Consider the following 19970-nt stretch of genomic DNA (forward strand, 5'->3'; position numbering starts at 1 on the left):
CGAGGCCGACGACGACCCTGACGGAGGCGAGACGGACGAACCGGACCACGCGGGATATCGGCCGATGTCGGGAGACATGGCCTCCGTCCACTTGAAGTTTCGGCGTCGGGCGTTCGCGTCGGGGTTCCTATCGTGAGGGCGGGAACATCGACGCCTCGAGGGGCCGTGCCCTCGCAATTTGCGAGCGTGGTTCGATAGGCAACTTATTGGGTTCCAGTGGGCATGTTATGCGGCGCATGTCCGACGCTGCTCCAGGGCGGGAGTGGTCGAGTTATGGGTATCCCCACACAGTGTGAGGTGAGGCGAAACGTTCCCATTCCGGGAAGCAGAGGATCCCCATACAGCCAGCCTGCCCGCTTTTTCCGGGATCGAGCGCTCCCCATAGGATCCGAAATCGTCACGGCTGGTGGAAGGATCGCAGCGTCGTCTTCGCCATCCGCCGGAGCCATGATCGCGTTTCGGAGCGGGCGCGGCATACGTTGGCCGGGCACTGGAGCGGAGATCTGGAGCGTGCCGAACCCATCCCGCCTTCGGCACCGGGCCCCGTCCGCGGACACGCGCGAGACGGCGGTCTCGTCCTCACCGAGAAGTCGGAGGGTTTCGGCGGGCGCACCCGGCGCGAGCCCGAAGCGGCGGCGCGCGGTGCGCGGGCACTGATCCTTATTGTAGAACCGCTGAAATTATGCTGGCGGCCCGCGTAAACGGTGATCGATTTCTGCCCGTGGAACCATGGGTGTTTCCGTCACGGATCACCTCCCGGGGAAGGCGTCTCGCTGCGATGAGCGGTTGCGACCCGGACGCGCCTGATCCTCGTCCCCCATCCCCACCTCACACCCGCCGCCCTCGCGCTCCCCGATCGTGAGCGCGAAGCCGTGCAGCCGCGCGATGGCGGCCACGAGGCTCAGGCCCAGCCCCGTGCCGGGCAGGTGGCGCGAGCGGTCGACGCGGTAGAAGCGGCGCATCACCGCCTGGCGGTCCTCAGGGGGAATGCCCGGTCCGGTGTCCCACACCCGCACGAGCGGTCCGTCCGCCCCGGCCGACAGCTCCAGCCCGGCGCGCCCGCCGGCCGGCGTGTACTTCACCGCGTTGTCGACGAGGTTGGCGACCGCCTCGAACAGCAGGTCGCTGTCGCCGCGCAGCGGCACGGGCGCGTCCGGGCGCGCAAGGGCGAAGGCCACGCCCTTCTCCTCCGCCACCGCGCCGTAGAGCTCGCCCACCGCGTCGACGATCTCGCCGAGGTCGACGTCGCGGAAGCCGCCCTGGCGCCGCCCCTCCTCGACCTCCGCGAGGCGCAGCACGGCCGTCACGGTGGCGAGGAGCTGGTCGAGGTCGGCCACCGACTTGCCCAGCACCTCCTCCACGGGCGCGTGGCGGGCCGCGGGGTCGAGCGCCCGGTCGAGCCGCGCGCGCAGGCGCGTGAGCGGCGTGCGCAGGTCGTGCGCGATGGCGTCGCCGGCGCCGCGCACCTCCTCCACGAGCCGCTCGATCTCGTCGAGCATGCGGTTGACCATCTCGCTCAGGCGGTCGAACTCGTCGCGGCGCCGCCCCACGGGCAGGCGGCGGGAGAACTCGCCGCCCATCACCAGCGCGCAGGCGTGCCGCACGGCCTCGACGCGCCGCAGCGTGCCGAGGCTCGCCAGCGCTCCCCCGATCAGCGCTAGCAGCGCCGCCGGCGCCGCGGTGAGCGCCATGGCGCGCTTCACGATCTCGTCGATCTCGGCGATGTCGGCCGTGCTGCGGCCGAGGAACAGGACGGAGCCGTCGGGCAGCGTTTCCGCGATGGCCCGCACCTCGATGGACTCGCGCACCCCGCCGCGGTCCCATTCCACCGCCACCGGGGTGGGCCGGTCGGGCGGGGGCAGGCGCGGGGGCAGCGCCGCGACGTCGCCGACGAGCCGCGCGCCGTCCGGCCCGAAGAGCCCGTAGGCCTTGGTGCCGTGCGCGTCGACGGCGAGCGACTTTTCGAGCCGCAGCGCCAGCACGCGGCGCGACTCCGGCGCGAGCGACCGGGCTTCGAGCAGCAGCCCGGCGTCGAGCCGGCTCGTGAGGTAGCCCACGGTCTGCCCGTAGAAGAACCCGCCGGTGGCCACGATGCCGAGCCCCACCACGGCCGCGGAGGCCAGCGTCCAGCGGAAGGCCGTGGTCTGCACCAGCCGGAGGCGCCTCAGCCGCGCGGGCGGGGCGCGCACGGGCCGCGATGCCGCCGCGAGCGGGGCGGAAGCGGGAGAGCCCGCCCGCGCGGGGCTGCTCACGGGGCGCGCAGCACGAAGCCCGTGCCCCTCACCGTGTGGATCAGCGGCGGCTCGCCGGGCGCGTCGACCTTGCGGCGCAGCTTGCCGAGGTGGACGTCGACGAGGTTGGTGCCGGGGTCGAAGCGGTAACCCCACACCTGCTCGAACATCATGGCGCGCGTCACGACCTGCCCGGAATGGCGCACCAGGAACTCCAGGAGCTTGAACTCGCGCGGGTAGAGGTCGAGGACGCGCTCGCCGCGCCGCGCCGTGCGGCCGAGCAGGTCGAGGTGCACGTCCTCGAAGCGCAGCACGAGCCCGTCGCGGTCGGTCGGCCGGCGCGCCAGCACCTCGACGCGGGCGCGCAGCTCCGCGGCCGAGAACGGCTTCGCGAGATAATCGTCGCCCCCGGCCCTGAGGCCGCGGATGCGCTCGTCGACAGAGGACAGCGCGCTCAGCACCAGCACCGGCACGGCGACGCCGCCCGCGCGCAGCCGGTCCAGCACCGTCAGGCCGTCGAGGCCGGGCAGCATGCGGTCGAGCGTCACGACGTCGAAGCTTTCGGCCTGGGCGCGGGCGAGGCCGGACGGCCCGTCCGCCTCGAGCGCCACGTGGAACCCCGCCGCGGCGAAGTCCTCGACGATCTCGGCGGCGGTTTCGGCGTCGTCCTCGATGACTAGCACCCGGATCATGGGCGTCCTTCCATCACGGCAAGAGGGGGCAGGGCCCCGCCCGACCCGGCGCCCGGCATAATCATCCGGCTCGCGCGGCGCGCAAGGCCCGGCGGCCGTGGGGCGAGGGCCCCGAACTCAGGTTGACGGTGCCGCTTTGCCCTTCTTCCCTCCGGGGAGAAGGTGGCGCGAAGCGCCGGATGAGGGGTCACGACAGGTTCGACATGCGACGCGGGTCGACATCTGGTCGATGCGGCGCGCGTCCCACCCTCATCCGTCGCGGCTTCGCGCCACCTTCTCCCGCCAGCGGGAGAAGTGCGCTTCCGGCGGCCCTGCGTTAACCCAAGTTCGGAACCCTGGGCCGTGGGACGAGGGCGGCGAGGGCGGGGCCTCGCCTGGACATCGCCGCGGCGCGGTGGCACCAGAGGCCGCACCATGGTCGCCCGAACCGTCATCGCCACGATCTGCTCCAACAACTACCTGTCGCAGGCGCGGGTGTTCTTCGACACGGTCCGCCGGTTCCACCCCGATGCCGCCCTGGTGCTGGGCCTGGCCGACCTGGTCGACCCGTCCTGCGCCTACCCGGAGGGCGTCGAGGTGGTGGAAGCCGCGGCGCTGGGCGTCGCGGACTTCCCGTCCTTCGCCTTCGCCTACGACGTCACCGAGTTCAACACGGCCATCAAGCCGTTCCTGATGCTGCGCCTGTTCGAGCGCGGCCACCGCGACGTCGTGTATTTCGACCCCGACATCGCGCTCTACCGCCGGCTCGACGACCTCCTGGCCCTGCTCGACGGCGGCGCCTCGCTCGTGCTGACGCCGCATTTCTGCTCGCCGCCGGGCGAGGGGGCGGCCCGCACGGAGCTGCACATCCTGCAGACGGGCGTGTTTAACCTGGGGTTCATCGCGGCCTCGCAGACGCCCGAAACCGAGCCGCTGCTGCGCTGGTGGGCCGGCCGGCTGCGCCACGACTGCGTCAACGAGCAGGACCGCGGCCTCTTCGTCGATCAGAAGTTCATGGACCTGATCCCCGGCCTCGCGGCCCACGCCGTGGTGGCGCGCGACACCGGCTTCAACGTCGCCTACTGGAACCTCGGCCGCCGCACGGTGGGCTGGGGCGCGGACGGGGGCTGGACCGTCGACGGGCGGCCGCTCGGCTTCTTCCACTTCTCCGGCTTCGCGCCGGAGCGGCCGCTCGAAGTGTCGCGCTACACGCCCGAGCCGCCCGCGACCGGCGCGCTCGCGGCGCTGCTCGCCGACTACGCGGAGCGCCGGCGCGCCGCCTCCGCGCCGGCGGGGGCCGAGGCGCGGCCCTACGCCTACGGGCGCTTCGCGTCGGGAATCCGCATCCCCGACGCGGTCCGCCACATGTTCCGGGACAAGCACCTCACCTGGTCGGGCGACCCCTTCGCCACCTACGACCGCTACTGCCGCCTGCCGCATCCCGGCTGCCGCATCGGCACGGGCGGCGAGATCGTGACGAACCTGATGCACCACCACCACGGCCGCCACGCGGCGTTGCGCCATTCCTACGATCTCCAGCACCCCGCGGGCGTGGCCGCCTACGCGCGGTTCTTCGCCGGGGAAGCGGAGAGCCGGGGCTTCGATCCCAGCCTGTGGCGGGTCGCGGCGTGAGCGCGGGCGACTTCGAGGGGCCGGCGGCGGAGCGCGTCCGCCGCCTGGAGCTCGACCTCGCCGACCTGCGCGCCGAGAACGCGCGGCTGAAGGGGTCGATCGCGCAGCGGCAGGAGGAGATCGTGCGGCTCGGCGAGCGGTTGGCCGTCCTCCAGAAGCGCCTCGCCCCCGTGCATCGCGCGGCGGCCTGGCCGCCGCTCCGGCGCCTGAGGGCCATGCTGCGCCGGCCGGGATGAGGACGGCCTGTCCGCCCCTATTCCGCGGTGAGCCGGAGCGCCGCGGCGGCCGCGAAGGGCGTGCCCGCCAGGGCCGCGGCGCTCAACCCGCAGAGCACGAGGAAGGGCTGCAGGAACGGCACCGTCCCGCCGGCCGCCGCCGCGGCGGCCGACACGCCGAAGATCAGCACCGGGATCGCCAGCGGGATTACCAGCACGGACAGGAGCAGGCCGCCGCGCCGGAGCGACACGGTGAGCGCGGCCCCGACCGCGCCGAGGCAGGTCAGCGCCGGCGTGCCGACCAGCAGCGTCGCGGCGACGCCGCCGAGCGCCGGCCCGTCGAGCGCCAGCATCAGCCCGAACACCGGCGAGGCCAGCACCAGCGGCAGCCCCGTGCCGCACCAGTGGGCCAGGCACTTCACCGCCACCACGGCCTCCAGCGGCGTGCCGGCGGTGCGCAGGAGGTCGAGCGAGCCGTCCTCGTGGTCGGAGCCGAACAGCCGGTCGAGGCCGAGCAGCGTCGACAGCAGCGCCGCGATCCACAGGATCGCCGGCCCGATGCGCGACAGGAGGTTCAGGTCGGGCCCGACCGCGAAGGGCACCACGGTGACGAGGCAGAGGAAGAACACCACCCCGGTCGTGCCGCCGCCGCCGATGCGGCGGGCGAGCCGGAGGTCGCGCCGGAACAGCGCCCACAGCGCGCCCATCAGGCGCGCGCCTTCCGGGATGGCGCCCTCACGCCCGCGGCTCCAGCGACAGCTCGCGCACCCCGTCGAGCCCGAGGGGCCCGTGCGTCGCCGCGACGATGAGGCCGCCGCCGGCGAGGTGGTCGCGCATCATGCCCCGCAGCACCTCCTGCGAGGCGAGGTCGAGGGCGGTCGCGGGCTCGTCGAGCAGCCACAGCGGGCGCGCCGCGACCAGCAGCCGGGCGAGCGCCACGCGCCGCCGCTGCCCGGCCGACAGGTAGCCGCAGGGCAGGTCGGCGGCGTGGCCGAGCGCCACCCGGTCCAGCGCCTCTTCGAGCGTCACGGCGGCTCCCCCGCTCGGAGCGGCGAGGTCGCCGCGACGGCCGAGCAGGGCCGCCGCCGCATCGAGGTGGTCGAGCGGGCTCAGGGCGGGCTTCAGCGCATCGAGGTGCCCGAGATAGTGGGCGCGCTCGCCGGCCGGCGTGTCGGGGTCGTCCGCGTCGGGCGGGTCGAGCCGGACCGTGCCGGCGGCCGGGCGCAGCAGCCCCGCCAGCACGCGCAGCAGCGTCGACTTGCCGGCCCCGTTGCGGCCCACGACGCCGAGCGCTTCCCCGCCCCGCGCCGCGAAGCCGAGGCCGGCGAAGACCGGGCGACCGCCGCGCTCGGCCGCGAGGCCGTCCACCGTCAGGGTCAGCCGCGGAAGTGTGTCGGGCCGCGTCATCGTTCCACCATGCTGCACCGCACTTAGCCTGTAGCCACGGGGCATGGAAATCCTATATTCGAACCGCTCCAGAACGCTCCCGCCGACCCGCGAAGGATGCCCCATGGCCTCGCTCGACAGTTTCAAGTGCCGCCGCACGCTCGAAGCCGGTTCCAAGACGTATCACTACTTCTCGATCCCCGAGGCCGAGAAGAACGGGCTCCCCGGCGTGTCGAAGCTGCCCTACTCGATGAAGGTGCTGCTGGAGAACCTGCTGCGCTTCGAGGACGGCCGCTCCGTCACCAAGGACGACATCCTGGCGGTGGTGAGCTGGCTCACGTCGAAGGGCGCGGACGGGCGCGAGATCGCCTTCCGCCCGGCCCGCGTGCTGATGCAGGACTTCACGGGCGTGCCGGCCGTGGTGGACCTCGCCGCCATGCGCGACGCCATGGGCAAGCTCGGTGGCCCCGTCGAGAAGATCAACCCGCTGGTGCCGGTCGACCTCGTGATCGATCATTCCGTGATCGTGGATGAGTTCGGCACCCCCAAGGCCTTCGGCGACAACGTCGAGCTCGAATACGAGCGCAACGGCGAGCGCTACCGCTTCCTGCGCTGGGGCCAGAACGCCTTCACCAACTTCCGCGTGGTGCCGCCCGGCACCGGCATCTGCCACCAGGTCAACCTGGAATACCTGTCCCAGACCGTGTGGACCCGCACCGAGACGCACGAGGGCCAGGAGGTCGAGGTCGCCTATCCGGACTCGCTGGTCGGCACCGATTCGCACACCACCATGGTCAACGCGCTCGCCGTGCTCGGCTGGGGCGTCGGCGGCATCGAGGCCGAGGCCGTGATGCTGGGCCAGCCGCTGTCCATGCTGCTGCCCCCCGTGGTCGGTTTCAAGCTCACGGGCAAGCTGCGCGAGGGGCGCACCGCCACCGACCTCGTGCTCACCGCCACGCAGATGCTGCGCAAGCTCGGCGTGGTGAACAAGTTCGTGGAGTTCTTCGGCCCCGGCCTCGACTCGCTGTCGCTCGCCGACCGCGCCACCATCGCCAACATGGCCCCCGAATACGGCGCCACCTGCGGCTTCTTCCCCATCGACGGCGAGACGATCAACTACCTCGACGCGTCGAACCGCGGCGACGAGCGCATCGCGCTGGTCAAGGCCTACGCCAACGCGCAGGGCATGTTCCGCTCCTCGACCGACGAGCCGGTCTTCTCCGAGCTGATCGCGCTCGACCTCGCCGACGTCGTGCCGTCCCTCGCCGGCCCGAAGCGCCCGCAGGACCGCGTGACGCTGGAAAGCGCCAAGTCCTCGTTCCTGTCCTCGCTGGTCAAGGAATACAAGGTCGAGAAGCCGGAGGAGCGCTTCGTCGTCGACGACACGAGCTTCGACCTCGGCCACGGCGACGTCGTCATCGCGGCCATCACCTCCTGCACCAACACGTCGAACCCCGCCGTGATGCTGGGCGCTGGCCTGCTGGCCCGCAACGCGGTCGCGAAGGGCCTGAAGTCCAAGCCCTGGGTGAAGACCTCGCTGTCGCCCGGCAGCCAAGTGGTGGGCGAGTACCTCCAGGCCACGGGCCTTCAGGCCGACCTCGACGCGCTCGGCTTCAACCTCACCGGCTACGGCTGCATGACCTGCATCGGCAACTCCGGCCCGCTGCCGACCGCCGTATCCAAGGCCATCAACGACAACGACATCGTGGCCTCGGCCGTGATCTCGGGCAACCGCAACTTCGAGGGCCGCGTCAACCCGGACGTGAAGGCCAACTACCTGGCCTCGCCCCCGCTCGTGGTGGCCTACGCGCTGGCCGGCTCGCTCGACGTCGACCTCGCCACCGAGCCGCTGGGCCAGGGCACGGACGGCCCGGTGTTCCTGCGCGACATCTGGCCCTCGCAGGAGGAGGTGGCGACGCTGCACCGCCACGCCATCACCAAGGCGATCTTCGCCGAGCGCTACGGCAACGTGTTCCAGGGCGACGTGAACTGGCAGAACATCGACGTGGCGCTGGGCCAGACCTACCATTGGTCGATGGGCTCCACCTACGTGCAGAACCCGCCCTACTTCGAGGGCATGACCAAGGCGCCCGCGCCCGTCTCCGACATCAAGGAAGCGCGCGTCCTCGGCCTGTTCCTCGATTCGATCACCACCGACCACATCTCGCCGGCGGGCTCGATCAAGGCGGCCTCCCCGGCCGGCCGCTACCTGCTGGAGCACCAGGTGCGCCCGCAGGACTTCAACCAGTACGGCACGCGCCGCGGCAACCACGAAGTGATGATGCGGGGCACCTTCGCCAACATCCGCCTCAAGAACCAGATGGTGCCCGGCGTCGAGGGCGGCGTGACGCGCCACCAGCCCGGCGGCGAGGAGATGCCGATCTACGACGCCGCCATGCTGTACAAGCAGGAGGGCGTGCCGCTGGTGATCTTCGCGGGCCGCGAATACGGCACCGGCTCCTCGCGCGACTGGGCCGCGAAGGGCACCAAGCTGCTGGGCGTGCGCGCCGTGATCGCGCAGAGCTTCGAGCGCATCCACCGCTCGAACCTCGTCGGCATGGGCATCCTGCCGCTCGTCTTCGAGGAGGGCACCTCCTGGCAGACGCTCAACCTCAAGGGCGACGAGACCGTCACGATCTCGGGCCTCGGCGACACGTTGAAGCCGCGCCAGACGATGGAACTGGTCATCACCTCGGACAAGGGCGTGGTCAGCCACGTGCCGGTGATCTGCCGCATCGATACCGCCGACGAGCTGGAATATTTCCGCAACGGCGGCATCCTCAACTACGTGCTGCGCAACCTGTTGCAGGACGCGGCCTGAGATCGCCCGAGGCGGCCTGACGGTCGCTGAAACGGGGAAGGGCCGCGCGGGAGACCGCACGGCCCTTTCGCGTTGCGGACCGCTGCGGCGGTGGTAGGCTCGCGCCCATGTCCGAGCCTTCGCCCGCTCCCATGACGGTCGACGAGTTCCTGGTCTGGGCCGAGGGCCGGCCGGGGCGGCACGAGCTCGTGGACGGGCGCGTCTGCGCCATGGCGCCGGAGCGCGCCGGGCACGCGAGGGCCAAGCTCCGCGCGCAGCGCGCGCTGGAAGGAGCCATCGCGCGGGCAGGCGTGCTCTGCGAAGCTCTTCCGGACGGCATGACGGTCCGCATCGACGCGCGAACCGCCTACGAGCCGGACGCCCTGGTCTATTGCGGGCCGCGCCTGCCGGCGAACGAGGTCATCGTCCCGGCGCCGGTAGTCGTCGTCGAGGTGCTGTCGCCGAGCACAGGCTTCTTCGACCGCCACGGCAAGCTCGCCGGCTATTTCGCCGTGCCGAGCATCCGGCACTACCTCATCGTCGACATCGACCGCCGCATGGTGATCCACCACGCGCGCGACGGCGACGAGATCCGCACGCGCCTCGTCCCCTCCGGCCCCCTGCGCCTCGACCCGCCGGGGCTGGATCTCGACGCCGCCGCGCTGTTCGACGAGCCCTGACGCGCGGGTGGCCGCGGACCGGGAGCTCTCGTCCCGCCCGTTGGGCCGTGATCGCCGGTCCGGCGCGCGCCGGCGCGCCGGCGGCAGAACCGTTCGAGAGGCCGGTGATCCGCCTCGACCCGCCCGGCCTCGCCACGCACCACACCCCGGGCGGCTGCTGACCGCAGGTGCCGAGCGGGGCGATTTCGAGAGCCGGTGAGGCCGAGGCCCAGGGTCGCCCTCCCGCGCTGGATCCCCGCCTGCGCGGGGACGAGCGAGAGGCGCGCGTCGGTCCCGGACCTCAGTCCGCGAACGGGTCGCGCACCAGGATCGTGTCGTCGCGCTCGGGGCTGGTGGACAGCAGCGACACCGGCGCGCCGACCAGCTCCTCGATGTAGCGCACGTATTTGACCGCCTGCGCGGGCAGGTCGGCCCAGGAGCGGGCGCCGGCCGTCGTGCCCTCCCAGCCCGCGAAGGTCTCGTAGATGGGCTCCACGCGGTCCTGCGCGGCCTGGCTGGCGGGCAGGCGGTCGATCACCTCGCCGTCGAGCCGGTAGCCGGTGCAGATCTTCACCTCGGGGAAGCCGTCGAGGATGTCGAGCTTGGTCAGCGCCAGGCCCGTGATGCCGCTCGTGCGGACCGCGTGGCGCACCAGCACGGCGTCGAACCAGCCGCAGCGGCGCGGCCGGCCGGTGTTGACGCCGACCTCGCGGCCCTTGGTGCCGATGAGCTGCCCCGTCGCGTCGTGGAGCTCGGTCGGGAAGGGGCCGCCGCCGACGCGCGTCGTGTAGGCCTTGACGATGCCGAGCACGTAGCCGACCGCGCCCGGCCCGAGGCCCGAGCCGGTCGAGGCCGCGCCCGCCGCGGTGTTCGACGAGGTGACGAACGGGTAGGTGCCGTGGTCGACGTCGAGCATGGCGCCCTGCGCGCCCTCGAACAGGATGCGCTTGCCCGAGCGCCGCGCCGCGTCGAGGATGGTCGACACCGGCGCCATGTAGGGCAGCACCTTCGGCGCGATCTCCACGAGCTCGGCCTTGATGTCGGCGGCCGCGATGGCGGGCAGGCCGAGGCCGCGGCGCAGCGGCTCGTGGTGGCTGAGCAGCCGCGCGATCTTGCGGTCGAGCGCGTCGGGCTCGGCGAGGTCGGAGAGCCGGATGGCCCGGCGGCCGACCTTGTCCTCGTAGGCGGGGCCGATGCCGCGCTTGGTGGTGCCGATGGCGCCGTCCGGCCCCGCCGCGCCCTCGCGGTGGGCGTCGAGCTCGCGGTGGAGCGGCAGGATCAGCGTGACGTTCTCGGCGACCTTGAGGTTGCTCGGGTCGACCGCGACGCCTTGGGCCCGCAGCGCCTCGATCTCCTTCGCCAAGTGCCAGGGGTCGAGCACCACGCCGTTGCCGATGGCCGACAGCTTGCCGGGCCGCACGATGCCCGAGGGCAAGAGGGCGAGCTTGTACACCTTCCCGTCGATGACGAGCGTGTGGCCGGCGTTGTGGCCGCCCTGGAAGCGCACCACGACGTCGGCCTCGGTCGACAGCCAGTCGACGATCTTGCCCTTGCCCTCGTCGCCCCACTGGGCGCCGACCACCACGACGTTGGCCATCCGTGCTCGTCCTCTCCACCCGCCTCCGGGTGCGACCCGAAACGGCAAAAGGCCCCGTGACACCAGCGAAGGTGACCGAGGCCCGAACTTCGCCGGACGGTATCGGGTCGGGCGCGACAGCGTCAAGGGCGACCGCATGCACGGCAGCTCCGCCGATGCCACCGCGCGCCCCGCGCGGTATAGGGGTGGGCATGACCAACGCCACCCTCCTGCGCCGCTTCTTCGCCTACTACCGCCCGCACCGCGGCCTGTTCCTGCTCGACTTCGGCTGCGCGGTGGTCTCGGGCCTGCTCGAGCTCGGCTTCCCGCTGGCCGTGCGGGCCTTCGTGGACCGGCTGCTGCCCGGGCAGGACTGGGGGCTGATCGCGCTGGCCGCGGCCGCGCTGCTCGTCGTCTACGCGGTCAACACGGGGCTGCTCGCGGTGGTGACCTACTGGGGCCACCGGCTCGGCATCAACATCGAGACCGAGATGCGCCGCCGCGCCTTCGACCACCTGCAGACCCTGTCCTTCCGCTTCTACGACGAGCAGAAGACCGGCCACCTCGTGGCCCGCGTCACCAAGGACCTGGAGGAGATCGGCGAGGTGGCCCACCACGGCCCCGAGGACCTGCTCATCGCGGTGATGACCTTCCTCGGCGCCTTCGCCCTCATGGCGGCGATCGACTGGAAGCTCGCGCTCATCACGGCGCTGATCGTGCCGCTGACGGCCTGGATCACCTCGCGCTACGGCGGGCAGATGACGCGCAACTGGCAGGCCATCTACGGGCGGGTCGGCAACTTCAACGCCCGGATCGAGGAGAACGTGGGCGGCATGCGGGTGGTCCAGGCCTTCGCCAACGAGGACCACGAGCGCGCCCTCTTCGCGCAGGACAACGCCGGCTACCGCCGCACCAAGCTCGACGCCTACCGCGTCATGGCGGCCTCCACCTCGCTGTCCTACATGGCGATGCGGGTGAACCAGCTCGTCGTGATGGTGGCGGGCTCCTGGTTCGTGCTGCACGGCAGCCTGTCCGAGGGCGGCTTCGTCGGCTTCCTGCTGCTCGTCGGCGTGTTCCTGCGCCCCGTCGACAAGATCAACGCCGTGATCGAGACCTACCCGAAGGGCATCGCGGGCTTCCGCCGCTACCTCGCCCTGCTCGACACCGCGCCCGACGTCGCGGATCGCCCCGAGGCGCGGCCCGCGCCGGACCTGCGGGGCGACATCCGCTTCGAGGGCGTCGGCTTCGGCTACGGCCCCGGCCGCCCGGTGCTCGACGGCATCGACCTCGAGATCCGCGCGGGCGAGACGGTGGCCTTCGTGGGCCCGTCCGGCGCCGGCAAGACCACGCTCTGCGCCCTGCTGCCGCGCTTCTACGAGGTCGACCGGGGCCGCATCCTCATCGACGGCACGGACGTGCGCGACGTGACGCTGGCGTCGCTGCGGCGGCAGATCGGCATCGTGCAGCAGGACGTGTTCCTGTTCGCCGGCACGGTGCGCGAGAACATCGCCTACGGCCGGCTCGGCGCCACGGAGGCGGAGATCCGCGAGGCGGCCCGCCGGGCCGAGCTCGACGCCGTGCTGGAGCGGCTGCCCGAGGGGCTCGACACGGTGATCGGCGAGCGCGGCGTGAAGCTGTCGGGCGGGCAGAAGCAGCGGCTCGCCATCGCGCGCATCTTCCTCAAGGACCCGCCGATCCTGATCCTCGACGAGGCGACCAGCGCGCTCGACACCGCCACCGAGGTGGCGATCCAGCGCTCGCTGACGGAGCTGTCGGCCGGGCGCACCACGCTGGTGATCGCCCACCGCCTCGCCACCATCCGCCACGCCGACCGCATCGTGGTGGTGGACCGCGACGGCCTCGTCGAGCAGGGCCGCCACGGCGACCTCGTGGCGCGCGACGGCACCTACCGCCGCCTCCACGACGCGCAGTTCGCCGCCCGATGAGCGCCGCGACCCTGCCCCTGGAGGAGGACGGCCTCGCCATGCCGCGGCGCGCCGTGGCGGCCGTCGCGGTGCTGGCCGCCATCGCGCTGGCGGTGGTCGACACGGCCATCGCCAACGTGGCGCTGCCCACCATGGCGGCGGCGCTCGGCGTGTCGCCGGCGGCCTCGGTGTGGGTCGTCACCGGCTACCAGCTCGCCGTGGTGGTGACGCTGCTGCCCGCGGCGGCGCTCGGCGAATCGCTCGGCTACCGCCGGGTCTTCGTGGCCGGGGTGGCGCTGTTCACCGCGGCCTCGGTGCTCTGCGCGCTGTCGCCGAGCCTGCCCGTGCTCGTGGGCGCGCGCTTCCTGCAGGGGCTCGGCTCGGCCTGCGTGATGTCGCTGATGGCCGCCATGGTGCGCCACACCTACCCGCACCGCCTGCTCGGGCGGGCGATCGGCTGGACGGCGCTGACGGTGGCGCTGGCCTCGGCGGCGGGGCCGACGATCGGCGCCGCCATCCTGTCGGTCGCGCGCTGGCCCTGGCTGTTCGCCGTGAACCTTCCGATCGGCGCCGTGGTGCTGCTGTTCTCGCCGGCGCTGCCCGCGACGCGCGGCACGGGCCGGCGGCTCGACCGCTGGAGCGTGGCGCTGAACGCCGGGCTCTTCGCGCCGATCGTGGTCGGCGTCGACCTCGCGGCGAGCCGGCCCGCGCTGGGGCTCGGCCTCGTCGCGCTGGGGATCGCCTGCGGGGCGGCGCTGGTGCGGCGCGAATGGCCGCTGCCGGCGCCGCTGATCCCGCTCGACCTCCTGCGCGCGCCCTCCTTCGCGCTGTCGGTCGTGTCGTCGGTGTGCTGCTTCTCGGCCGCGACCGCGAGCTTCGTGGCGCTGCCCTTCTACCTGGAGCACGGGCTCGGGCAGGACGCCGTGACGACGGGCTTCTACATGACGCCCTGGCCCCTCACGGTGGCGCTGGCGGCGCCGCTGTCGGGCCGCCTCGCCGAGCGCGTGTCGACGGGCCTCCTGTGCGGCCTCGGCGGGGCGTGCCTGTGCGTCGGGCTGAGCTTCGCGGCGCTGTGGCCGCTGCACGGCACGCTGCTGCCGCTGGTGCTGTTCACGGTGGTGAGCGGCTTCGGCTTCGGCCTCTTCCAGACGCCCAACAACCGCAACATGCTCCTGTCCGCCCCGAAGCCGCGCAGCGGCGCGGCCGGCGGCATGCAGGCCACGGCGCGCCTGACGGGGCAGACCCTCGGGGCTGTGCTGATGTCGCTGCTCTTCGCGCTGGCGCCGGCCGCCTCCGCGCCGCGCATCGGGCTCGGGGTCGCGGCCGCGCTGGCGCTCCTGGGCGGCGCGGTGAGCCTGATGCGGGTGGAGCTGGCAGGCCGCTGAAACAGCCCTCCATTTCGGTCCGAGTCGCTGCGGGCTCGTCTCCACCGCTGGCGCTGCCGGCGCGCTCGAACGGGCCATGGACGCGCTCGGGAATCCGATCCGCCCTCCCGCTTGCCATTTGGGTCAGGCTCTGAGAGCCCGTCTCCTCGCCGGATTCATGGTCGAGGCTGGAAACCCTTTCCGGGCTCGTGTAGAAACGTCGGGTCACGATGTCGAGCGGTCGCGACGTCGAAAAACGAGAACAGATCAGTATTTCGGCGCTCAATCGATGTGATCGCCGATAGACGATGCTGCTGACGCATCAAGCTCGCGTCTATGATCCCAACCGTCGGGAGACCCCGTGCCGTGATCACCTTCTACTACAACCTCGCCCCCAACCCCATGAAGGTCGCGCTGCTCCTGGAGGAGCTGGAACTCCCCTACGAGGCCGTGCCGGTCGACTCCCGCCGCGGCGAGCAGCACGCGGCCGCCTTCAAGGCGCTGAACCCCAATGCCAAGCTCCCCGTCATCGTCGACGGCGACGCCACGGTGTTCGATTCCAACGCGATCCTGCTCTACCTCGCCGAGAAGACCGGCCGCTTCCTGCCGAAGGCGGGCGACAGGGCGCGGGGCGAGATGCTGTCCTGGCTGATGTTCGTCGCCACCGGCATCGGCCCCTATTCGGGGCAGGCCGTGCACTTCAAGCACTTCGCCCCGAAGCCGCAGGACTACGCGGTGGAGCGCTACGACTTCGAGGCCGCCCGCCATTGGGGCATCGTCGACGCGCGGCTGGCGGAGCGGAGCTACATGCTCGGCGACGAATACTCGATCGTCGACATGGCGGTGTGGGGTTGGGCCGGGCGGCTGCCCTTCGTGATGGGCGAGGACGCCTGGGCGAAGCTCCCCAACGTCAAGCGCCTGTTCGACGCCGTGGGGGCGCGGCCGGCGGCGCAGCGCGCGGAGGCCCTGAAGGGGCGGCACAGCTTCAAGGCCGAGATGGACGACGAGGCGCGCCGCCACATGTTCCCCGCCACGGCCAAGCCGGCCGCCTGACCGCGGGCCCGCCGCTTTTCGCGTGTTCCGCCACGTCGTCCACTGCGACTGGAGCGTCCGCGCGGCCGGGCGCTGGTCGGCCGAGGCGCACCGCGGCCCGGACGGCGGGTGGCGCGCCTCGGGCCCGGCGGGCGTGCCGGAGCCCGCCGCGCTGGTGCGGCGGCTGGGCGCGCTCGCGGCCGACGGGCCCACGCTGGCCGCCTTCGACTTCCCGATCGGCTTTCCGGCCCGGTTCGGGGCCGCGACCGGCTACCGCGACTTCGCCGCCGCGCTCGACGCGGTGGCGGCGGGCGACTGGCCGGAGATCTTCGCCGTCGCGGCGACGCCCGCCGAGGTCGGCCCGCGCCGGCCCTTCTACCCGGCCCGGCCCGGCGGCACCCGCCTCGCCCACCTGCTCGACGGGCACGGCGCCGCGCGGCTCGCGGACCTCGTGCGCGAATGCGAGCGGCCGGGGCCGGAGGGCGGGGCCGCCGGCTGCATGTTCTGGACCCTGGGGGCGCAGCAGGTCGGCAAGGCGGCGCTGCACGGCTGGCGGGAGGTGATCGGCCCGGCGCGGCGCGGCGGCGCGGCGCTCTGGCCCTTCGAGGGCCACCTCGCCGCGCTGGCGCAGCGCGGCGGCCTCGTGCTCGCCGAATCCTACCCCGGCGACGGCTACGGGCAGCTCGGCTTCGCGATCCGGCGCAAGGGGGACCGGGCGCTGCGGGCGGCCCTGGCGCCGCAGATCGCCGCATGGGCGGAGGAGCGGCGCGTCGTGCTCGACGAGGGCCTGTCGGCGGCGCTCGCCGCGGGCTTCCCGCCGGACGCGGGCAACGACGACGGCTTCGACGCCGCCGTCGGGCTCCTGGCGGCGCTCGCCGTGGTGACGGGCGAGCGGGCGGCGGCACCGCCGCTCACGGACGCCACGCGCCGCTGGGAAGGGTGGATCCTCGGGAAGCGCCCCGGCCTCAAGCCGTAGCGGCGACGCGGGCCTTGCGCTTCGGCGGCGCCTTCGCGGGGGCCGCTTTGGGCGCCGCGGCCGCGGCGGCGCGGTCGGCCTCCTCCTTGGCGAGGCGGAGGGCCTTGAGGCGCGCGGTCTTCTGGGCCTCCGCGGTCCTGGCGGCGCGGGCCTCGCCCAGCGCCTGGTCGGCCTCGCTCTTGCGCCGTTCGGCGAGGTGGAACTTCGATTCGGCCTTGGCGCGGGCGTCCGCGGGAGCCTTGGGGCTGGTCATGGCGCGTGGTCCTCGTGGCCGAGCATCGCGCCGGTCGCGGCGCCCGTCGTCCGACGGTGGATGTGAGCCCGGCCCTGGAGGTCATCCCGCCCGATCGCGCGCCCGGCCGCGAAGCGCCGGACAGCGCGGTCCTCGTGGCCGCCGGCTTCGCGAAGCCCGTGGCCGCCGCCGACCTGTCCCTTGACGCCGCGAAGCGCCCGAAGGGTCCGGTCCCGCCAAGCAGGGACTCTTTCCGGTGCCGTGTCAAGGCGATGCCGTTTCGGCGCGGCCGGGCTCTGAACTCAGGTTAACGCAGGGCCGCCGGAAGCGCCCTTCTCCCGCTGGCGGGAGAAGGGGGCGCCGCGAAGCGGCGACGGATGAGGGGGGGGGACGCGCGCCGCATCGACCGGATGTCGACCCTGCGTCGCATGTCGAACCTGTCGTGATCCCTCATCCGGCGCTTCGCGCCACCTTCTCCCCAGAGGGGAGAAGGGCAAAGCGGCACCGTTAACCTGAGTTCGGAGCCCTGCGTTTCGGTGCGGCCGGGCTCCGCCGGCCCGCGGCCGCGCCGCCGACATGGCGGCACCGCGCCGGGACCCCCGGCGCGCCGAACGCGTTGTGGGCCGGGGCACGACGCCGCCGACCCGGCTCGGGACGGCGAGCCCGGCCCGAACCGGAAGGACACGTCCATGCGCGCCACCCTCACCCCGGCCCTCCTCGCCTCGACCTTGTTGGCTTCGAGCCTGGGCCTCTCGCTCGCCCTGCCGAGCCTCGCCGCTGCCCAGACCACGGCGCCGATCGCCAGTCCGGCCGCGCCGGGCGCCCCCGCGGCCCCGCAGACCCCCGCCGCCGACGCCGCTGGCGACGCCGCCGCGGTGCAGCAGATCGCCCTCACGCCCGCGCTGGTCGACCAGTTCGTCGCCGCCAACAAGGAGGTGAACGGCATCCTGGACAAGCTGCCCGACGGCACCGACCAGCCCGACCCCGCGACGATGGCCAAGCTCGACGCCACGGCGCAGAAGTACAAGTTCGCCGACTACAAGCAGTACGACGCGGTCGAGAGCAACATCGGCATCGTGATGGCCGGCATCGATCCGCAGACCAAGCAGTACATCGGCCCTGAGGCCGTCATCAAGAAGCAGATCGCCCAGGTGCAGGCGGACAAGCAGATCTCGGCCAAGGACAAGAAGGACACGGTCGACCAGCTCAACGCCGCGCTGCCGACGATCCCGAAACTGCAGTACCCCGGCAACGCCGACATCGTGGTGAAGAACTACGACAGGCTGAACGAGACGATGCCGCAGGACTGAGCGGCGCGCCCGGCCGACGAGACGGCGCCGACCCGCCCTCCGGGTCGGCGCTCGATCGGGCCCCCGCCCGCCTATACGCCCCTGATGATCACGATGATGAGGATGATCAGCAGGATCGTCCCCAGCCCGCCTCCGACGTAGGGGCCGCCCACGTAGAAGCCGCCGCCGCCGAACAGGAGCAGCAGCACGATCAGCAGGATGATGAGGTTCATGGTAGGTCCATCGGCACGGCGGGAGGGCGCGGCGCGTCCTCCGCCCGGCCAACGCTCAAATATGTCTTTTTGATGCAGGCGCGGCCGCCGCGGCCCTCACGAGCTTGGCTTCCCGGCGGCCATCCCGGCCTCATCCGACGTCGACCGTGACCAGCTCGTGGTCGGACAGCGGCGCGCCGCCGTCGTCCACGGCGGGGAGGGTGCGCGGGTTCGACGCCGCGAGGCCGCGGGTGAAGAACCAGTCGACGCGCCGCACGTGGGGCGGCCGCCGCCCGTCCGGGATGAGGCGCCGGGTCTGGTCCGGCGCGTTGCAGGACAGCCAGTCGAAGCCGGCCTCGCGCATCGCACCGAACAGCGGCTCGCGCCCGTCCGGCCGCTCGAACCAGCCGAGGTCCGGCTCGGCGGACGGGTCCGGCAGCGCGCTGGTATTGAGGTCGCCCGCCACCACGGCCGGCATCCCCGGCGGCAGGGCGGCGAGCAGCCGCTCGGCCGCGCCGCGCCGCTCGGCCGGGGTCGAATCGCTCTCCAGGTGGACGCTGACGACGAGCACCGGCCCGCGCGCGAGTTCCACCGTCGCGCCCACCGCCGTCCGGCCGCCGAGCCGGCGGTGGTGCCAGTCGAGCCCGAACCAGGCGCCGCCGGCGTCGAGCCGCAGCATGAAGGGATCGCGGAACGGCAGGGCGGTGACCACGGCGTTGCCGTGCAGCGCGCCGGAGTTGGACTGCCCGGCGAAGCGGGCGAGTTCGGCGCCGAAGCCGAGCCCGAGCTCGACGAACTCGACCCCGTAGACGTGGCCGGCGCCCGTCGCGGCGGCGAGGTCGCGCGCCGTGTGGCGGTGCCCCGAGCGCGCCATGCCGAGGTCCATCTCGCTCAGCAGCGCGAGGTCGACCCCGGCGCGCCGCAGCAGCGCCGCCGAGGCCTCGACATCGCAGCAGCGTTCGAGGTTCCAGGCGGCGACGCGCAGGCTTTCGGGCGGGCGGCGTGGCGTTCCGCGCGGCTGGACGGCTTCGACGAGGCGCAGCGCCGGCACGCGGGCCGCCAGCGCGTCGTGCCGCGCCGCCGTGGCGTCCCCGCCCTCGGCTTCGCGCAGCAGCGCGGGATCGGGGAGAGGCAGGGCCGTGACGGCGTCGCGGATGACGTGAGAAGGCAGGGCGGGGCTCCGGGTGACGTCGGCGGGGGCCAGGATGGCCGGTCGCGGGGCGCGGGTCGAGTCGGTCCCCGCGCGGCATCGGCGCCGACCCGGCGGCGATGGACGGGCGGAACGGCGTCCCGCGGGGATCGCGACCCTCGACGCCGCGCGACGTCGTCAACGGACGATGACGGCCGTTCGATCGATTGCGCAGATCTCGCTATCCCATCGATCATCTAACATAGATCAAGAGGTTTCAACTCTGAATGACCCGTGGTCTGATGTCTCCATCGTAGCCGATCTATGGGGAGTAGACGATGAGTTTGACCGTGAACTTGGCCGCCTCAGTCAGTTCCATGTTCGGGGCGTTCCAGACCCAGAACAGAGCCACGCAGGGTCCGTCGACGTCCCCGACCTCGACGCCGACCACCTCGACCTCGTCGTCCACCTCGACGTCGACGGCCCCGGCCTCCGCTTCGACGGTCTCCTCCGCCTCGTCGGCTCCGGCCGGGGCCACGACGAACGCCGCGCCCGTCGCGGCCTCCGCAGCGGCCTCCGCCGACGCCACCGGCGTCGGCTCGGCCGGCGTGGGGGTCGGAGCTTCGGGCAACACCGCGAGC

General features: G+C 72.9%; 18 protein-coding genes. 9 read left to right on the forward strand and 9 right to left on the reverse strand.

Features of this window, described 5'->3' with window-relative positions; genetic code table 11:
• Positions 1-749 precede the first annotated feature (749 nt).
• Positions 750-2189 carry a sensor histidine kinase gene (locus tag L7N97_RS30260; RefSeq protein WP_237478694.1) on the reverse strand — a complete coding sequence of 480 codons (1440 nt, stop codon included), beginning with the start codon at positions 2187-2189 and terminating at the stop codon, positions 750-752.
• Between the two features lie 59 nt (positions 2190-2248).
• Complete coding sequence (locus L7N97_RS12895) at positions 2249-2923, reverse strand: response regulator transcription factor (protein ID WP_237478695.1); 675 nt, start codon at positions 2921-2923, stop codon at positions 2249-2251.
• 414 nt (positions 2924-3337) lie between these two features.
• Here L7N97_RS12895 and L7N97_RS12900 point away from each other — a divergent pair, with 414 nt between their 5' ends.
• A complete protein-coding gene (locus L7N97_RS12900; RefSeq protein ID WP_237478696.1) occupies positions 3338-4534 on the forward strand; it encodes a hypothetical protein in 1197 nt (398 codons plus the stop codon).
• Positions 4531-4770, forward strand: a complete 240-nt coding sequence (locus L7N97_RS12905) for a hypothetical protein (protein ID WP_237478697.1) — start codon at positions 4531-4533, stop codon at positions 4768-4770. The genes L7N97_RS12900 and L7N97_RS12905 overlap by 4 nt, the downstream gene beginning before the upstream one ends.
• Before the next feature lie 17 nt (positions 4771-4787).
• Here L7N97_RS12905 and ccmB read toward each other — a convergent pair whose 3' ends face one another.
• Together ccmB and ccmA are read right to left on the reverse strand one after the other, a co-directional pair.
• On the reverse strand, positions 4788-5456 hold the full coding sequence (gene ccmB, locus L7N97_RS12910) for a heme exporter protein CcmB (RefSeq protein WP_428980989.1): 669 nt from the start codon (positions 5454-5456) through the stop codon (positions 4788-4790).
• A gap of 28 nt (positions 5457-5484) precedes the next feature.
• Entirely contained in the window at positions 5485-6261 is a 777-nt protein-coding gene (gene ccmA / locus L7N97_RS12915) for a heme ABC exporter ATP-binding protein CcmA (protein WP_428980990.1), read from the reverse strand.
• On the opposite strand from ccmA, the gene acnA reads away from it, so the two are divergent.
• Positions 6260-8956 (forward strand): aconitate hydratase AcnA, encoded by a 2697-nt coding sequence (gene acnA, locus L7N97_RS12920; RefSeq protein WP_237478699.1) that lies wholly within the window; start codon positions 6260-6262, stop codon positions 8954-8956. The genes ccmA and acnA overlap by 2 nt on opposite strands.
• Positions 8957-9087: 131 nt before the next feature.
• Positions 9088-9615 (forward strand): Uma2 family endonuclease, encoded by a 528-nt coding sequence (locus L7N97_RS12925; protein ID WP_237478700.1) that lies wholly within the window; start codon positions 9088-9090, stop codon positions 9613-9615.
• A gap of 280 nt (positions 9616-9895) precedes the next feature.
• Here the strand turns inward: L7N97_RS12925 and L7N97_RS12930 are convergent, their stop codons facing one another.
• Complete coding sequence (locus L7N97_RS12930; RefSeq protein WP_237478701.1) at positions 9896-11191, reverse strand: adenylosuccinate synthase; 1296 nt, start codon at positions 11189-11191, stop codon at positions 9896-9898.
• Between the two features lie 191 nt (positions 11192-11382).
• Between L7N97_RS12930 and L7N97_RS12935 the strand changes: the two genes are divergently transcribed.
• The 4 genes from L7N97_RS12935 to L7N97_RS12950 all read left to right on the forward strand — a co-directional run bounded on the left by L7N97_RS12935 (position 11383) and on the right by L7N97_RS12950 (position 16467).
• Positions 11383-13116, forward strand: coding sequence for an ABC transporter ATP-binding protein (locus L7N97_RS12935; RefSeq protein ID WP_237478702.1), 1734 nt, complete (start codon positions 11383-11385; stop codon positions 13114-13116).
• Entirely contained in the window at positions 13113-14480 is a 1368-nt protein-coding gene (locus tag L7N97_RS12940) for an MFS transporter (RefSeq protein WP_237478704.1), read from the forward strand. Before L7N97_RS12935 ends, L7N97_RS12940 begins: the two co-directional genes overlap by 4 nt.
• 345 nt (positions 14481-14825) lie before the next feature.
• A complete protein-coding gene (locus L7N97_RS12945; RefSeq protein ID WP_237478706.1) occupies positions 14826-15512 on the forward strand; it encodes a glutathione S-transferase family protein in 687 nt (228 codons plus the stop codon).
• Between the two features lie 22 nt (positions 15513-15534).
• Entirely contained in the window at positions 15535-16467 is a 933-nt protein-coding gene (locus L7N97_RS12950) for a DUF429 domain-containing protein (protein ID WP_237478708.1), read from the forward strand.
• Here L7N97_RS12950 and L7N97_RS12955 read toward each other — a convergent pair.
• Complete coding sequence (locus L7N97_RS12955) at positions 16457-16720, reverse strand: hypothetical protein (protein WP_237478709.1); 264 nt, start codon at positions 16718-16720, stop codon at positions 16457-16459. The genes L7N97_RS12950 and L7N97_RS12955 overlap by 11 nt on opposite strands.
• Before the next feature lie 668 nt (positions 16721-17388).
• Here L7N97_RS12955 and L7N97_RS12960 point away from each other — a divergent pair.
• Positions 17389-18009, forward strand: a complete 621-nt coding sequence (locus L7N97_RS12960; protein WP_237478711.1) for a hypothetical protein — start codon at positions 17389-17391, stop codon at positions 18007-18009.
• 71 nt (positions 18010-18080) lie between these two features.
• Here the strand turns inward: L7N97_RS12960 and L7N97_RS12965 are convergent, their stop codons facing one another.
• The 3 genes from L7N97_RS12965 to L7N97_RS12975 all read right to left on the reverse strand — a co-directional run bounded on the left by L7N97_RS12965 (position 18081) and on the right by L7N97_RS12975 (position 19960).
• Positions 18081-18221, reverse strand: coding sequence for a DUF3309 domain-containing protein (locus L7N97_RS12965; RefSeq protein WP_237478712.1), 141 nt, complete (start codon positions 18219-18221; stop codon positions 18081-18083).
• 130 nt (positions 18222-18351) lie between these two features.
• Entirely contained in the window at positions 18352-19251 is a 900-nt protein-coding gene (locus L7N97_RS12970; protein ID WP_237478713.1) for an endonuclease/exonuclease/phosphatase family protein, read from the reverse strand.
• Between the two features lie 400 nt (positions 19252-19651).
• Positions 19652-19960, reverse strand: coding sequence for a hypothetical protein (locus tag L7N97_RS12975; RefSeq protein ID WP_237478714.1), 309 nt, complete (start codon positions 19958-19960; stop codon positions 19652-19654).
• Positions 19961-19970: the final 10 nt, after the last annotated feature.

Source organism: Lichenibacterium dinghuense (assembly GCF_021730615.1).
Lineage (GTDB): Bacteria > Pseudomonadota > Alphaproteobacteria > Rhizobiales > Beijerinckiaceae > Lichenihabitans > Lichenihabitans dinghuensis.

Excerpts from the sequence above, each read along its gene's own strand:
- L7N97_RS12955 (WP_237478709.1), bottom strand. The coding sequence starts at position 16,720 with ATGACCAGCCCCAAGGCTCCCGCGGACGCCCGCGCCAAGGCCGAATCG.
- L7N97_RS12895 (WP_237478695.1), bottom strand. The coding sequence starts at position 2,923 with ATGATCCGGGTGCTAGTCATCGAGGACGACGCCGAAACCGCCGCCGAG.
- ccmB (WP_428980989.1), bottom strand. The coding sequence starts at position 5,456 with ATGGGCGCGCTGTGGGCGCTGTTCCGGCGCGACCTCCGGCTCGCCCGC.
- L7N97_RS12940 (WP_237478704.1), top strand. The coding sequence starts at position 13,113 with ATGAGCGCCGCGACCCTGCCCCTGGAGGAGGACGGCCTCGCCATGCCG.
- acnA (WP_237478699.1), top strand. The coding sequence starts at position 6,260 with ATGGCCTCGCTCGACAGTTTCAAGTGCCGCCGCACGCTCGAAGCCGGT.
- L7N97_RS12930 (WP_237478701.1), bottom strand. The coding sequence starts at position 11,191 with ATGGCCAACGTCGTGGTGGTCGGCGCCCAGTGGGGCGACGAGGGCAAG.
- ccmA (WP_428980990.1), bottom strand. The coding sequence starts at position 6,261 with ATGGGGCATCCTTCGCGGGTCGGCGGGAGCGTTCTGGAGCGGTTCGAA.
- L7N97_RS12925 (WP_237478700.1), top strand. The coding sequence starts at position 9,088 with ATGACGGTCGACGAGTTCCTGGTCTGGGCCGAGGGCCGGCCGGGGCGG.
- L7N97_RS12935 (WP_237478702.1), top strand. The coding sequence starts at position 11,383 with ATGACCAACGCCACCCTCCTGCGCCGCTTCTTCGCCTACTACCGCCCG.
- L7N97_RS12965 (WP_237478712.1), bottom strand. The coding sequence starts at position 18,221 with ATGAACCTCATCATCCTGCTGATCGTGCTGCTGCTCCTGTTCGGCGGC.
- L7N97_RS12960 (WP_237478711.1), top strand. The coding sequence starts at position 17,389 with ATGCGCGCCACCCTCACCCCGGCCCTCCTCGCCTCGACCTTGTTGGCT.
- L7N97_RS12900 (WP_237478696.1), top strand. The coding sequence starts at position 3,338 with ATGGTCGCCCGAACCGTCATCGCCACGATCTGCTCCAACAACTACCTG.